This window comes from Desulfopila aestuarii DSM 18488 (genome assembly GCF_900143695.1).
Classification (GTDB): domain Bacteria; phylum Desulfobacterota; class Desulfobulbia; order Desulfobulbales; family Desulfocapsaceae; genus Desulfopila; species Desulfopila aestuarii.
The window spans coordinates 183764-198380 of the sequence record NZ_FRFE01000007.1 but is presented as its reverse complement, the minus strand read 5'-3'; the positions used below and the strand labels follow the sequence as shown (position 1 = coordinate 198380).

11 protein-coding genes are annotated in these 14617 nt (G+C 52.2%); 7 read left to right on the top strand and 4 right to left on the bottom strand.

Going from position 1 to position 14617, the window contains the following annotated elements; genetic code table 11:
* Positions 1 to 30: 30 nt before the first annotated feature.
* From BUF15_RS09510 to BUF15_RS09480, 7 genes are all read left to right on the top strand, one after another.
* The gene (locus BUF15_RS09510) at positions 31 to 2418 is read left to right on the top strand and encodes a 3-hydroxyacyl-CoA dehydrogenase/enoyl-CoA hydratase family protein (RefSeq protein ID WP_073613233.1); all 2388 of its coding nucleotides are present in this window, start codon (positions 31 to 33) and stop codon (positions 2416 to 2418) included.
* Between the two features lie 62 nt (positions 2419 to 2480).
* On the top strand, positions 2481 to 3653 hold the full coding sequence (locus tag BUF15_RS09505; protein WP_073613257.1) for a thiolase family protein: 1173 nt from the start codon (positions 2481 to 2483) through the stop codon (positions 3651 to 3653).
* A gap of 42 nt (positions 3654 to 3695) precedes the next feature.
* The gene (locus BUF15_RS09500; RefSeq protein WP_073613232.1) at positions 3696 to 5474 is read left to right on the top strand and encodes an acyl-CoA dehydrogenase family protein; all 1779 of its coding nucleotides are present in this window, start codon (positions 3696 to 3698) and stop codon (positions 5472 to 5474) included.
* A gap of 112 nt (positions 5475 to 5586) precedes the next feature.
* A complete protein-coding gene (locus BUF15_RS09495; protein WP_073613231.1) occupies positions 5587 to 6528 on the top strand; it encodes an MBL fold metallo-hydrolase in 942 nt (313 codons plus the stop codon).
* Positions 6529 to 6531: 3 nt separating this feature from the next.
* Complete coding sequence (locus tag BUF15_RS09490) at positions 6532 to 8532, top strand: FAD-dependent oxidoreductase (RefSeq protein WP_073613230.1); 2001 nt, start codon at positions 6532 to 6534, stop codon at positions 8530 to 8532.
* 179 nt (positions 8533 to 8711) lie between these two features.
* Positions 8712 to 10412, top strand: a complete 1701-nt coding sequence (locus BUF15_RS09485) for an acyl-CoA dehydrogenase family protein (protein WP_073613229.1) — start codon at positions 8712 to 8714, stop codon at positions 10410 to 10412.
* Between the two features lie 50 nt (positions 10413 to 10462).
* Entirely contained in the window at positions 10463 to 11641 is a 1179-nt protein-coding gene (locus BUF15_RS09480) for an NADH-quinone oxidoreductase subunit I (protein WP_073613228.1), read from the top strand.
* A 115-nt stretch (positions 11642 to 11756) separates the two neighbouring features.
* Here BUF15_RS09480 and BUF15_RS09475 read toward each other — a convergent pair whose 3' ends face one another.
* From BUF15_RS09475 to BUF15_RS09460, 4 genes are all read right to left on the bottom strand, one after another.
* Positions 11757 to 12149: a diacylglycerol kinase gene (locus tag BUF15_RS09475; RefSeq protein ID WP_073613227.1), complete on the bottom strand. Its 393-nt coding sequence runs from the start codon at positions 12147 to 12149 to the stop codon at positions 11757 to 11759.
* On the bottom strand, positions 12146 to 12634 hold the full coding sequence (locus tag BUF15_RS09470) for a phosphatase PAP2 family protein (RefSeq protein ID WP_073613226.1): 489 nt from the start codon (positions 12632 to 12634) through the stop codon (positions 12146 to 12148). Before BUF15_RS09470 ends, BUF15_RS09475 begins: the two co-directional genes overlap by 4 nt.
* Before the next feature lie 22 nt (positions 12635 to 12656).
* Entirely contained in the window at positions 12657 to 13754 is a 1098-nt protein-coding gene (locus tag BUF15_RS09465) for a M20 family metallopeptidase (RefSeq protein ID WP_073613225.1), read from the bottom strand.
* Positions 13755 to 13914: 160 nt separating this feature from the next.
* Positions 13915 to 14388, bottom strand: coding sequence for a pyridoxamine 5'-phosphate oxidase family protein (locus BUF15_RS09460; protein ID WP_073613224.1), 474 nt, complete (start codon positions 14386 to 14388; stop codon positions 13915 to 13917).
* Positions 14389 to 14617: the final 229 nt, after the last annotated feature.

The window sequence follows — 14617 nt, the reverse complement described above, 5'->3', positions numbered from 1 at the left end:
TTGTGAAGCCAACACCAATGGAGAAGACAAATGAGGCAGATTAATCGTGTAGCTGTACTCGGCGCCGGAGTTATGGGAGCGACCATTGCCGCTCATCTGGCAAATGCGGGACTGGAAGTTCTTCTGCTGGATATCGTCCCCAAAGAACTGACTGCGCATGAAGAGGCCAAAGGGCTGACCCTGCAAAGCCCCCAGGTTCGGAACAGAATCTCCCAGGCCGGCCGCGACGGTCTGCTGAAAATGAAGCCGGCTCCCTTTTTCTTAAAAGAATATGTTGCCCAGATTGATGTCGGTAACCTTGAAGATGACCTGGCAAAATTAAAAGAGTGCGACTGGGTGATTGAGGTTGTGGTCGAGTATATGCCGATCAAACTCGATCTCTTGAAGAAACTGGTGCCGAATCTTGCTCCCGGCGCAATTCTTTCTACCAATACCAGCGGCCTTTCGGTGAATGAGATGGCCGAGGTACTGCCACCAGAGATTCGCAGCAATTTCCTGGTGACCCATTTCTTTAACCCGCCGCGCTATATGCGACTGATGGAACTTGTCCCCACCAAGGCTACCGATCCGGCGGTAATGGAAGGCATGGCAAAATTCATCGCCACCCGGTTGGGTAAAGGTATTGTTTACGCAAAGGATACACCAAACTTTATCGGCAACCGTATCGGCGTTTATGCCATCTATAAGGCCATGCAGCATATGGTGGAGATGGGCATGACCGTGGAAGAGGTTGACGCCATTGCCGGTCCGGCCACCGCCCGTCCAAAGAGCGCGGCTTTCAGAACCGCCGACCTGGTTGGTTTGGATACTCTCGCCCATGTTGGCAACAACTCGTATGAACTGCTGCCAAATGATGAGGAACGCAATGTATTCAAGAAGCCGGATTTCATGGCGAAACTGATCGAAAATGGCTGGCTCGGTAACAAGTCGAAGCAGGGTTTTTATAAAAAAGGTGTGGTCGACGGTAAGAAAACCATCTTTTACTATGACTATGCCGAGGGTGATTACAAACCGCTGGCAAAACCGAAATTTGCTTCTGTCGGCATGGTCAAGCAGGTGGACGATCCCCGTCAGAAAATCAAGATGATCGTGGGTGCAAGCGACAAGGGTGGTGAGTTTGCCTGGAAATCGGTGCGCGACACCCTGATCTACGCTTTTAACCGTATCCCTGAGATTGCCGATGACGTGGTCAATATCGACAACGCCATGAAATGGGGCTTTAACTGGGAGATCGGTCCGTTCGAGATGCTCGATGCCATCGGCGTCGCATCTTTTGTGAAGCGGGCAGAAAAAGACGGCGTTGCGGTACCCGAGAAGATGAAAGGTATAGAATCCTTCTATCGCTATGCCGAATCCGGTGAGCAGGAATACTTTGATGTGCTGAAGGGTGCCTATGTTCCGGTACCTGTCAAAGAGGGCCAGATCAAGCTCGAGATCCTGAAAAAAGCTGGCAAAGTAGTGGAAAAGAACGCCAACTGTTCGATTATCGACCTGGGCGACGGCGTTTTCGGTTTCGAGTTCCATTCCAAGATGAACGCCATCAGCGGCGATATCCTGTCCATGACCCACAAAGCGGTCAAGCGGGCTGAGGAAGAAGGTGTCGGTTTGGTGGTAGGTAACCGTGGCGCGAACTTCTCTGTTGGCGCCAACTTGATGATGCTGGCCGTGGCCATGGCTGAGGGCGCCTATGATGACATCAACATGGTGCTGCGCTCTTTCCAGAACGCCACCATGGCCTTGAAATATGCCAAAGTACCGGTAGTAGCTGCACCTTTTAACATGGCGCTTGGCGGTGGTTGTGAATTCTCCATTCACGCAGATGCCATCAACGCTTATGCCGAGACCTATATGGGTCTTGTAGAAATCGGAGTTGGTCTCTTGCCTGCTGGTGGCGGCACCAAGGAACTCTGCATCCGTGCGGTGGATTTGGCTAAAAAGTACAATACCGACGTTCAGCCATTTATCTTCAAGCATTTCGAGCAAATTGCCATGGCCAAGGTCTCAATGGGGGCGGCGGAACTCTACGACATGAGCTATATGCGTGAAGGCGATTCCATCACCATGGATATCGACAAGCTGATTGGTGACGCCAAGCAGAAGGTACTGGGACTTGCAGTGAACTATCGTCCGAAGGTGCCGAGAAAAGATATTGCTGCTCCGGGCCGCGGAGTTGCAGCCTCCATCAAGAGCCAGCTCTGGAACATGAAGATGGGTAATTTCATTACCGAATATGAGTATGAAATGGCAACCGTTATTGGCCAGGTAATCTGCGGTGGCGATGTCAATCCAGGAACAATTGTCAGTGAAGAGTACCTCCTGCAACTTGAGAGAGAGAACTTCCTTAAACTCTGTGGCAACAAGAAGACTGCCGAGCGCGTACAGCATATGCTGAAGACCGGCAAGCCTTTGAGAAACTAGTACTGCCATACAAGATAAAGAACACTTACTGGTTAATACGTTTATCCATAGAGAGGATCATGATGAAAAAAGCATATATACTGGCAAGCTACAGGACTCCAGGCTGCCGTGCAAATAAAGGAAAATTCAAAGATGTACGCCCTGACGATCTTGCAGCCATTGCGATCAAAGGGTTGGTAGAGCGAACAGAAATAGATCCGATGACGGTCAGTGATGTAATCCTTGGCTGTTCGTTCCCCGAAGCAGAGCAGGGAATGAATGTCGGACGTATCGCGGCGATGAAAGCAGGTCTGCCTGTTGAGGTTCCCGGGTTGACCGTCAACCGGTTCTGTTCCTCTGGCTTGAACAGTATTGCCATCGCAGCCGAACGTGTTATGGCCGGTTTTGCCGACTGTATCATCGCCGGCGGAGTCGAGTCCATGTCCAGCGTGCCCATGGGCGGCCTCAAATACGCTGCCAACCCGGGCATGATGGTCGATTGGCCTGAGGCATTTGCCTCAATGGGTACCACCGCAGAGCTGGTTGCGGAGAAATACGGTATTACCCGCGAGATGATGGACATTTTTGCTGCTGCAAGTAATGCTAAAGCGGCTGCAGCCATCAAGGAAGGGCGGTTTGCCGACGAGATCATTCCTGTTGAAATCGAGAAGACCGCTTTGGTGGGCAACAAGATCAAGCGTGAGACGGAAATCGTCACCATTGATGATGGTGTGCGTCCGGAAACCACCGTCGAGTCTCTTGCCAGACTCCGCTCCGTCTTCAAAGTTGGAGGACCGGTAACGGCCGGCAACTCCTCGCAGATGACAGACGGGGCCGCCGCCACCATGGTTGTTTCCGAAGAGTATCTCAAAGCGACCGGCAAGGATCCCTTTGGTAGATTCGTCTCCTTCTCGGTCAACGGAGTACCGCCAGAATATATGGGTATCGGTCCCATCGCGGCGATTCCTGAGGCGCTTAGACTGGGAGGACTTTCTCTTGCAGACATCGACCTTATCGAGCTGAACGAAGCATTCGCTGCCCAGGCATTGGCTGTAATGCAGGAACTGAATATCAATAAGGATATTGTCAACGTCAACGGCGGTGCGATCGCCCTTGGCCATCCGCTTGGCTGCACCGGTTCTAAGCTGACCGCGACTCTTCTGCATGAGATGGGACGCCGGAAAGCGAAATACGGAATGGTTTCCATGTGTATCGGCGGCGGTATGGGCGCAGCCGGAATTTTTGAAAAACTGTAAGCGTACGAGAATAGAACGGCGCTCAATATACAAGGTGAAAAAATGTCTGAGAATACATTAAAAGGCGGCGAATACCTGATTGCGGAATCCTCTTGCGCTGATATCTTCACACCGGAGGATTTTTCCGACGAGCAGCGGCAGATGGCTGACACCACAGAGCAATTTGTGGTCAATGAGGTCATCCCGCACATTGAAGAGATCGATAAACAGAATTTCGATATCGTGATCAAAGGATTGCGTCAGTGCGGCGAACTCGGGTTACTGATGATGGATGCGCCTGAAGAGTATGGCGGGCTTGAATTGGACAAGGCTTCTTCCATGCTCGTTGCGGAAAAAATTTCCCAGGGCGGATCGTTCTCTGTAGCCTATACCTGTCATACCGGCATCGGTACTCTGCCTCTGATCTATTACGGTACTCCGGCCCAGAAAGAGAAATACCTGGAAAAACTGATATCCGGTGAGTGGCCTGCAGCTTACTGCCTGACCGAGCCCGGTTCGGGAAGCGACGCGCTTGGCGCGGCTTCAACCGCCACACTGTCTGCCGATGGCAAGCACTACATCCTCAATGGCACCAAGCAATTTATTACCAATGGTGGTTTTGCCGAGCTGTTCACGGTTTTCGCCAAGATCGACAAGCAGCATTTCACCGCGTTTCTGGTTGAGAAGTCCTTTGAAGGACTGGTAGTTGGTGCCGAAGAGAAAAAGCTTGGTATCAAGGGATCTTCCACTACCCAGATCATCCTCGACAATTGTAAGGTACCCGTCGAGAACGTGCTGGGTGAGATCGGCAAAGGCCATAAAATTGCCTTCAACGTTCTCAATGTCGGCCGTTTCAAGCTTGGCGCCGCTGTTTGCGGTGCGTCCAAAATGGCACTGGTAGATGGCATTAAGTATGCCAATGAGCGTACTCAGTTTGGCAAAAAAATCAGCAGCTTTGGGGCAATCGGTGAGAAAATCGCCAACATGACGGCAGAAATTTTCGCGGCAGAATCACTGGTCTACCGTTTGGCCGGCGTGCTGGATGACAATATTGCCAAGATCGACAGATCAGTAGATGACTACTACGAGCAGTACCTGAAGGCGATTGAAGAGTATGCCTCTGAATGCGGTATCGCCAAAGTGTATTGTAGCGAGGTTTTGGCCAGGACTGTTGACGAGGTAGTACAGATTCACGGTGGTTATGGCTTCGTGAGTGAGTATCCAGCCGAGCGTTACTACCGTGACGAGCGCATCAACCGTATCTTCGAAGGCACCAACGAGATCAACCGCTTGCTTATCCCCGGTATGATCCTCAGAAAAGCGATGAAGGGCGAGTTGCCGCTGCAGGCCAAAGCCATGAAGGCGTTTGAATCGCTGATGACTCCAAGTTTTGAGGAGATTGACGATTCAGTACCGTTTGCCAAGGAGAAAGCGCTGATCGGTAACCTGAAGACCCTGTTCCTGATCCTTTCCGGCGCCGGTGTCCAGAAATATATGGACAAGATCGCCAACGAGCAGGAGATCCTCATGGCTGCGGCTGATATCGCCATCCAGATCTACGCTCTCGAAAGTACGGTATTGCGTGCCGAGAAGAACCTTGCGAAATCGAGCCCACGCAAGCAGGAACTGCTCCAGGCCGCAGTCAAGGTCTGCGCTTTCGATGCTACCGAGGAAGTAGGCCGTGCAGCACGCCAGGGCGCTTTCTATATAGAGGAAGGTGATACACTCACCATGATCCTCTCCGGTATTCGTCGGTTCGCCAAATATGATGCAAGCGGCCTGCTTCAGGCCAAACGTCTGCTTGCCAAGACGGCCAGCGAAGAAGAGAAGTATATCTTCTGACGGCTCCGCGCTCTCCGGCCCCGAACATCCTCGCATTGGGGCCGGAGAGTGTTTTTGTTGTTCCCGAACAGATTACCTCAATCAAAGAGACTGCTTCTCCTAGGGATGGAATATGGTAACGCAACACACCATCGATACGCCCTATCCGGTTGGTCCGGTCCACTGCTACACCCTTGAGCAGGAGGATGGACTCATCCTTTTTGACACCGGGCCGCCCACCCCAGAGGCGAAAGAATACCTCCGGCATAATCTCGACTTGAACCGTCTCCGCCATGTGCTCGTTACCCATTGCCATATTGATCATTATGGTCTGGCTCACTGGCTTGAACAGGAAACAGACGCCACCATTTATCTGCCACACCGTGACGGGTTGAAGATTGACCAGCATGAGCGCAGGATGAAGTTGATGTATGCGCTCCTAAATGAAGTTGGGTTCGGTCATGACTATTTGGCTGATCTGCAAAAGATGTTTGCCGCAGGCGTGCTGTTTCCACCGCCGCCAAAAAAATTCAAAATTGCTGAAGAGAATCTGCCGGTAGAACTGGGAATCACGGCTATCCCTTGTCCAGGTCACTCCCAGAGCGATGTCGTCTATACCTTCGGTAATTATGCGGTAACCGGGGATACTCTGTTGCGTGGCATCTTCCAGTCGCCGCTCCTGGATGTCGACCTGCTGACCGGTAAGCGGTTCAACAATTACCATGCCTACTGCGACTCCATCATCAAACTGGCACGGTTGGAAGACAAAACAGTGCTGCCGGGTCATCGGCAGAGTATCGATAGTGTCAGCAGCAGTCTGCAGTTTTATATCGGCAAGATGCTCACCCGAGTCGAGCAGATGTTGCCGGTTAGAGAAGAGAAAAATGTGGCCAGGCTGATTGGCAAACTCTTTAACAACTCAATGAACGATGTGTTCCATATCTATCTGAAGGCTTCGGAGATCCTCTTTATGCAGGATTTTCTGGCCGAGCCGGAAAAGCTGGAAGAGGCGCTTGCCGAGATCGGCCTTTTAGATATTGTCGCGCCGATTTTCGGACGCGTCACAGGGAGATAACCTATGCGTGACCCACTTTTTCAGCCTTGGCAGATCGGGCAATTGACCATCAAGAACCGGATCTTTATGCCGGCCATGCACCTCAATATGTGCAAGAATTTTGTCGTGAGTGACCAGCTGGTGGAATTTTACCGGGCGCGGGCGGCAGGTGGCGCGGGGCTTATCAGTGTTGGCTATGCGACGGTTGATGAATTCTCCGGTACGCCGCTGAATATTGGCGCCCATGACGATGGCTTTATTCCCGGCCTTTCAACGCTGGCAACAGCTATGCATGAGGAGGGTGCGCTCTGTGCGGTGCAGCTCAATCATGCCGGTCGTTATAATGCCTCGTTTTTCCTGGGTGGGCAGCAACCGGTGGCTCCGTCGCCGGTTCCGTCACGGTTGACACGTGAGACACCCCGTGAACTGACGGCGGAAGAGATCGAGACGACCATTACGCGTTTTGCCGATGCCGCCGGACGGGTAAGGGAGGCGGGCTTTGACGTGGTGGAGATCCTGGCAGGCACCGGATATCTGATCAGCGCTTTCCTCTCCCCGTTTACCAATCAGCGGGAGGATGAGTACGGTGGCAGCCTGGAAAATAGGATGCGTTTTGGCATTGAAGTTATGAGGGCAGTGAAAAAGCGGATCGGGCACGATTTTCCGTTAATGGTGCGGATTAACGGCAATGATTTCATGCCGGGCGGAATCGGTGCTGACGACCTGAAAACCTTTGCTGTGGCGCTGACTGAAGCGGGCGTCGATGCCCTTTGCATAAATGTGGGCTGGCATGAGGCGCAGGTGCCGCAGATCGTTACCAAGGTACCCCGTGGGGTGTTCGCCTATATGGCCAGAGAGATCCGGGAACGAGTCAACGTGCCGGTCATAGCCTCGCATCGTATTAACGATCCGGCAGCGGCACGGCATCTTTTGGCGCTTGGCTATTGCGACGCAGTGGCGGTGGGGCGTGCTCTCATCACCGATCCGGAGTTTCCCAACAAGGCAGCGCGCGGAGCAGATGACTCCATCATCCATTGTGTGGCCTGCGGACAGGGTTGCTTTGATCATATCTTCAAGATGAAGCCGATTGAATGTGTCTGTAACCCGCGCGCCAGTCATGAAAAAAAACGGGTTGCCGTGCAAGTCGATGTTCCCAAAAAAGTGATGGTGGTTGGTGGCGGCATAGCGGGTATGGCGGCTGCGCTGGCTGCAGCGGAACGTGGTCATTCCGTACAGCTCTTTGAAAAATCCATGCGCCTTGGCGGGCAGCTGCACCTTGCAGGGTCGCCTCCTGGTCGCGGCGAATTTCTGGTATTTGCAAACGACATGACCCGGCTGATCGGTGAATCTGATGTGGTGGTAACCATGAACAGTGTCGTCGACAAAGCCATGTTGGAAAAAGAACAACCCGATGAGCTGATTCTCGCCACCGGCGGCACGCCCATCGCTCCTGTTATTCCGGGTGTTGATCTGCCCCATGTGGTGCAGGCCTGGGATATTCTCTCCGGGAGACGACAGGCGGGCCGCCGGGTGGTGGTTATCGGTGGTGGCGCAGTAGGGGTGGAGACTGCCCTGATGCTGGCCGAAGAGGGGACACTTACTGGTGAAGAGCTGAAATTTCTGCTGGTGAATCAGGTGGAAGATCCAGAAAAACTTTATCGTCTGGCCACCACAAGTGCGCGTGAAGTGGTCATGGTGGAAATGATTGATGCGCTTGGCGCTAACTTCGGTAAATCGACCCGCTGGTCGATGCTCCAGGATGTGGGGCGGTACGGCATTACGCCTGTTATGAATGCCAGGGTTATGTCCATTACCGAAACGGGTGTACGGATGATGGTTGGTAACGAAAATACGGAAATACAGGCGGATACTGTTGTCCTGGCGGTTGGCACCCGTTCTGAGAATTCGCTGAAGAGTGTGGCCGATCAACTGGGTATTTCCTGCACGGTGGTTGGTGATGCCAGGGAGCCGGGGACTGTCTTTGAGGCGAATCATCAAGGCTTTCTGGCTGGCAATGGCTGCTGATGCGCATTTTTGACCGAAAACCTTGTCGATGTTTTTAATGGGTTGATCAAGTCTAACACCCCATAAGGGGTATACGTACCTTGAGATAGGTTGTTTTCTTGGGAAAAAAACAAGAAATAACCTGTAATGGACTAATATCAGATAGCTTATCTATACCATCTTATTTATAGGAGTTTTCCATGTTGCTCAATCCTCAGCAATATTCCCGTCCCCATATTGATGATCGTTATCGCGAGCTGGTGGAAAAGACCATCGCTTTTTTTGAGAATAAAGGTTTGGCAAAAATCAAGGAAGACGATCAGGCCATGGTCTGGTACGAGGATTTCCTGGAATTTATCAAAAAGGAAAAGGTATTTGCCGAGCTGCTGACTCCGGCTGCGTACGGCCAGAACGAGACCCGCTGGGATATGTACCGGATCAGCGAGTTCAACGAGATCCTCGCTTTCTATGGCCTTTGTTATTGGTACGCCTGGCAGGTCACGATATTGGGGCTTGGTCCTATCTGGATGGGGACCAATGAAGAGAAGAAGCATCTGACGGCAAAACTGTTAAGGGAAGGCGGGGTGTTTGCCTTTGGTCTTTCTGAGAAGACCCATGGCGCCGATCTCTACTCTTCGGAGATGACTCTCTCTCCACAGCCTGACGGCACGTATCGGGCCAATGGTTCGAAATATTATATCGGCAACGGCAACTGCGCGGCCCTGGTCTCGACCTTTGCCAAGATCGAGGGAACGGGTGAGTATGTCTTCTTCACGGTGCGGCCAGATCATCCGGCCTATGAGTGTGTGAAAAAGATCGATACCTCAGGTGTACGTCAGGCCTACGTGGCGGAATATGCTCTGCATGACTACCCGATCACCGAGGCCGATATCCTCTCCCGAGGTGAACATGCCTGGAACTCGTCATTGAACACCATTAATGTCGGGAAATTTGAGCTGGGGTGTGCGTCAATCGGTATTACCACCCACTGTTTTTACGAGGCGCTGGCCCATGCCGCGAACCGTAACCTCTACGGTCGCTGGGTGACCGATTTTCCCCATGTGAAAAAGCTGTTTGTCGAGAGCTATGCTAGATTAACCGCCATGAAGCTGGTGGCCTATCGTTCAGCAGATTATCTGCGTTGCGCTTCGGATGACGATCGCCGCTACCTCCTCTTTAATCCTATCGTCAAGATGAAGGTGACAGGGCAGGGTGAGAAAGTGGTGGCCCTGCTCCATGATGTGATTGCTGCCAAAGGATTCGAGCAGGACACCTATTTCGAAATGGCTATCCGTGATATCGGCATGCTGCCTAAACTCGAAGGCACCGAGCACGTGAACATGGCGCTCATCATCAAGTTTGTGAAGAACTACTTCTTTGAACCGGTCGAATATCCGGAGATCGGGCAGCAGTTTGAAGCGCGCGACGACGGATACCTCTTCAATCAGAAGACCGGCGGTCTCGGCAGTGTTCGTTTCCCCGATTACCGGCTCGCATACCGTGATGTTGATTCGGCCAATGTCCAGCTGTTTAGAAGCCAGATGGAGCTGTTTCGGAAACTGCTGATCATGGCTCCGCCGGCAAAAGAGCAGGCGGCCAATATCGACTATATGCTGAGTGCCGGCGAGCTCTTTACCCTCTCTGTCTACGCCCAGCTGATCCTTGAAAATGCTAGAATTTTCAAGATTGAAATTGAGCTGCTTGAGCAGATCTTCAGCTTCCTCGTCCAGGATTTTTCCCGGGCGGCGCTGCAGATGGTGGTAGGCTTTGAAAACAGCCCTGAGCAGGAAGCTCTCTATCGCGAGATGCTGAAAAAACCGGTGGTGGACAGAGCTGGTTTTGACAAGATCTGGCTGGAACAGGTCTACCCATTGAAAGATGCCTATGTTATGAATGGATGAGTTGAACCATGAAGTTTGTCAGATAACAAGACCATGCTGGAGGAGTCGCGATGGGTCATCATATAAACGGGAAAAGCAGCATTGTACCATTGATCGATAGGCTCAATCGCTATCCGATTGGATTGCCTGATAACGAAAAGCTGCGGCAGATTCTGGCCATTCTTTTTTCCGAGGATGAGGCCTATGTTGCTTCCCGCTTTCCGTTGCAGGAAGCAACCATGAAAGAGTTGGTGCGGGCCACGGGCTGGCAGGAGGAACGGCTCCTCCCGGTGCTCGACTCGATGGCCAACAAGGGTCTCATCATGGATATGGTCTACGGGCGAAGAACCTACTATTTGCTGCTGCCCGGCCTCATCGGCTTTTTTGAACTGACCTTTATGAAGCAGCGTCAGGATCTGCCGGTGAAGGAACTGGCCCAGCTCATGCACGAATACCTGTTCGAGGATCCGGACGATCGCATGGGCAATGAGTTTTTCGCAAGCCCTACACCGCTCACCCGTTCGCTTGCCTATGAGGAACATATCCCGGTGGAGTCGGTAGTGACTACCTGGGAGAGTGCCCGCGAGATTGTGAAAAACGCCGGGTACGGTGCGGTGGGCATGTGCTATTGCCGTCACAAGAAAGAGCACTTGAATGAGACGTGCGATAAGGGGGCACCGACGGAAAACATCTGTATTTCACTTGGCAGTGCCGCGAAATTCATGGTGCGACGCGGTTTTGCCGAGGAACGCAATGTTGACCAGCTGCTGGCAGTGCTGGATACAGCTCGAGAGCTGAATCTCACCCATATCACCGATAATATTCGCCACAAACCGTCCTTTATCTGCAACTGTTGCTCCTGTTGCTGTGAACTGCTGGGCGGGGTGCTGCGCGGTTTTCCGGGTGGGGTGGCCAAAGCCGGGTACACTCTGGCCATCGAGGCCGAGAGCTGCAAAGGCTGCGGGCTTTGTCAGAAGGCCTGCAATGCCGAGGCGCTCACCAAAGTGGAAAACCCCGGCGGCAAACCGAAATACAAGATGACGGTCGACACCGACCGCTGCCTTGGCTGTGGTGCCTGCGTTTCAGCCTGCAAGACTGACTCGCTCTCCATGCTGCGGGTTGATCGTCCCGAGCCGCCTGAGAAGAAAAAAGATCTGTTCAAGATGATTTTGAAGGAAAAGAAACGTCTGACACCCTTTGTGGTCGAAGGTGTGAAGAAGACTATCATGCGCAAGATCGGCATGAGCTGATAAGGAAAATTGGCTTAGAAACAACATGCTTTCGAAACACTTCCCGGCTCACGCGACAGCCGGGATTTGGCGCGACGGGCTGGGATGTGGCTATCATCTCAGCCCGTTCGCCGTTTCAGCTGCCGATGATAAAATGAAGCACCCGATACCCTTCCACCAGGAGAATGATTGCCCAGAGCAGGATGCAGATTCCTGCCGCGGCGGCCGAGATGTCTTTGATCACCTTTACTTTGTGATTCTCCTCGGTAGTGATGAAATCGCAGAGAGCCTCGATTGCGCTATTGAACAGTTCGGCCTGTAGCATCATGGCGGTAGCTGCCGCCAATAACAGAAAATCGACCCATTGCCGGAACAAGAAGAAAACACCTAAAACTGCGACAGAGAGAAAGAGTTTGTAGGTGACGCTGAAGTCGTAGCGCACCGCAAAAGCTAAGCCGGACAGCACTACCTTTATCTTTCTGACCGGGTGGAAGCCGGCTTCGCCAGTCTCTAAAAATTTGTTTCTCATACCATTCCTCTGTCACCGTAAGCATTGAGTAGCCATTGCAGAAAAAATATCCACAGAGCGCCAAGCACAAGTCCGACAACCACATCTGAAATATAATGAACCTTAAGATAAATTCTTGAGACACCAACCAGGAGGGCAATCATGCCGAGTCCGCTCCAGAGTAGCAGCGCTTCTCGTGGCGGCAGTTCTTTGGCGAAAATCAGAGCGCAGGCAAAAAGAAAGGCAGTGACCTGGGCTGTATGAGCGCTTGGGAAAGAAAAATCGGAGGGCATGGCGACCAGCAGTCCTTCGACCGGTGGCCGTGGACGGGCAACCAGCAATTTCAGCCCGTGAACGATAAACGAGATCCCCGCAAGGCCGCCGAGAAGGAGTAGGAGGTCGGTATATCGTTGGGATGAAAATAGCTTTGCAGCCAAAACGAGGGACAACGGGGCAAGTACATAGAGCGAGCCAAGCCAGGTGATTGTCAGAAAGAACAGATCCATCGCTTTTCCATGTTGTGTCCGGTTAAGGAGTGAAAGCAATCTCTTCAAGAAAATTCTGCAGACATTCATAGACGCCAAAGAGCGAATCAATCACAAGATGTTCGCGCGTGGTGTGTTGCGACATCTCACCCTGGGGGCCCCAGACCGCGCCGGGTATACCGATTTGCGAAAAAAAGCGGGCGTCCGAAGCGCCGTGTTCAAAGCTGATCGACGCACCGCTGTGACGAGCCAGCAGATCGGTATAGGGCGAATTCTCACTGGCAAAAACCGGTTCTATGGCTCGTACTTCTACGTCTGAACGGATGCTTTTCCGGATCATCGCCAGCATCTGCTCAGGATTGTCGTTTTCGGTATAGCGGATGTCGAGTGTGGCTGTCGCCGTATCCGGCACCATGTTGGTAGAGCCATTTCCGGCCAGGCAGTTGGAGAGGACCAGGGTCGGGTGCCAGTGATCCGGATTATCCGCAGTAAAAAGCGTTTTCAGCTGGAGGTAATCCTCCACCAGGATGTCAAAACCGCTCTCCCCCAGCCAGGGACGGGCGGCATGGGCAGCTTTGCCATGGGCGGTCAACGCCAGAGAGAGAATGCCCTTTTCCTTGGTAATGATACGGTCTGGCTGACCACCGTCAAGGGCAATAAAATAGTCCGGTTGCACCAATGTGGTTGCATGGCCGGCACCATCTTTGCCACCGCTCTCCTCGTCGCCTGTGAATAGCAGGCCGAAAGGTAATTCTTCATCTGTTTTACCGGCAGCATTCCACCTTGTCCGTAACTCACGATAGAGGATGAGCGTCAATGCCACCGCATATTTGTCGTCGATTGCTCCACGGCCAAAGAGACGTCCGTCTTCTTCATAGGGCGTGAACTGGGACTCTTCAGCCTCAACCACATCGAAATGGCTCATGAGTAGAACTTTGCAACGACTGGTGGCAGGAGCAACTAAAAGTGAGGGTACACCGTTCTGGTCGATGCGTTGGCAGGATATGGCATGTTCCCTCAGCCAGTCGGCGATAAAATCAGCGCAGCGGAGTATCTCGGTCGGTCTTGAATGGACCGAAGGGATACGGATCAGTTCGCTTGTCAGGTTGATAAGCTCTGTTTGTATTGATGATTCCGGCATAATCTCGAGGTGTTTGCGGTACTGTAATGGAATTGTTGATACGAATGAGCATGGTATTTACCGCAATTCACGAAAAAACCAAGGATTTTCATTGTTAGTACTCAACGCTATTTGTTGAACGATGATGAACGATAACGGCTGAGACCACGCCTACCACTCTTCAGGGAAGGATCTCGGGTTCATCAGCAAAGTGCAGCTCCATCACGTGCTGAAATTTGTTGACCAGGAGATAATGGCGAATCTTGATGACAAAGAGAGCGGTGGTGGGTGAGAGCAGGAATTTTTCAAGATAGGGATGACGGGCAAGATAAAGCTGCTGGTAATGAGGCCGTTCCTGAGCTGTTGTCTCGGCGGCGTCGCCGATAATCGTTAAAGCCACGGCAGCATGAAAGTCAGCCTCACTGTTGGTGCGACTGTCGATCAGGAGCGAGACCCGTGATTCTCCCAAGAGGTTTGTATGCTTACGGGTTGCCATGCCGGTGGCGACCACTATCCTCGTGAGATCAGGGGTGTGGGCAAAGGCCATCAGGCTTGCGTATGGTTGGCCGTTTCGTTCTGTGGCCAGCACTGCGAGACGCTGCGAATTGAGAAGCGTTGATATTTCCTGAAAAACCTTCTGGTCGTTTGTGTGCATTGCTCCTCCTTATTCTGGGAATGTGAGAATTGTATTGTACAGATGGAGTCGGATAATGGACAGAAATTTTCAGTCGAGACAGGATAGCTCTCAGAAACCTATGGAAAAGGATAGCGTTAGCGTTTTGGAAACACTTGTATTTATCACATTTCCGGAAAAAATGTAGGAGTAAGTCGGAAAACAGGATGAGCTGCATAAGCCGCATAAGAATCTGGTAAACAGTTTAATA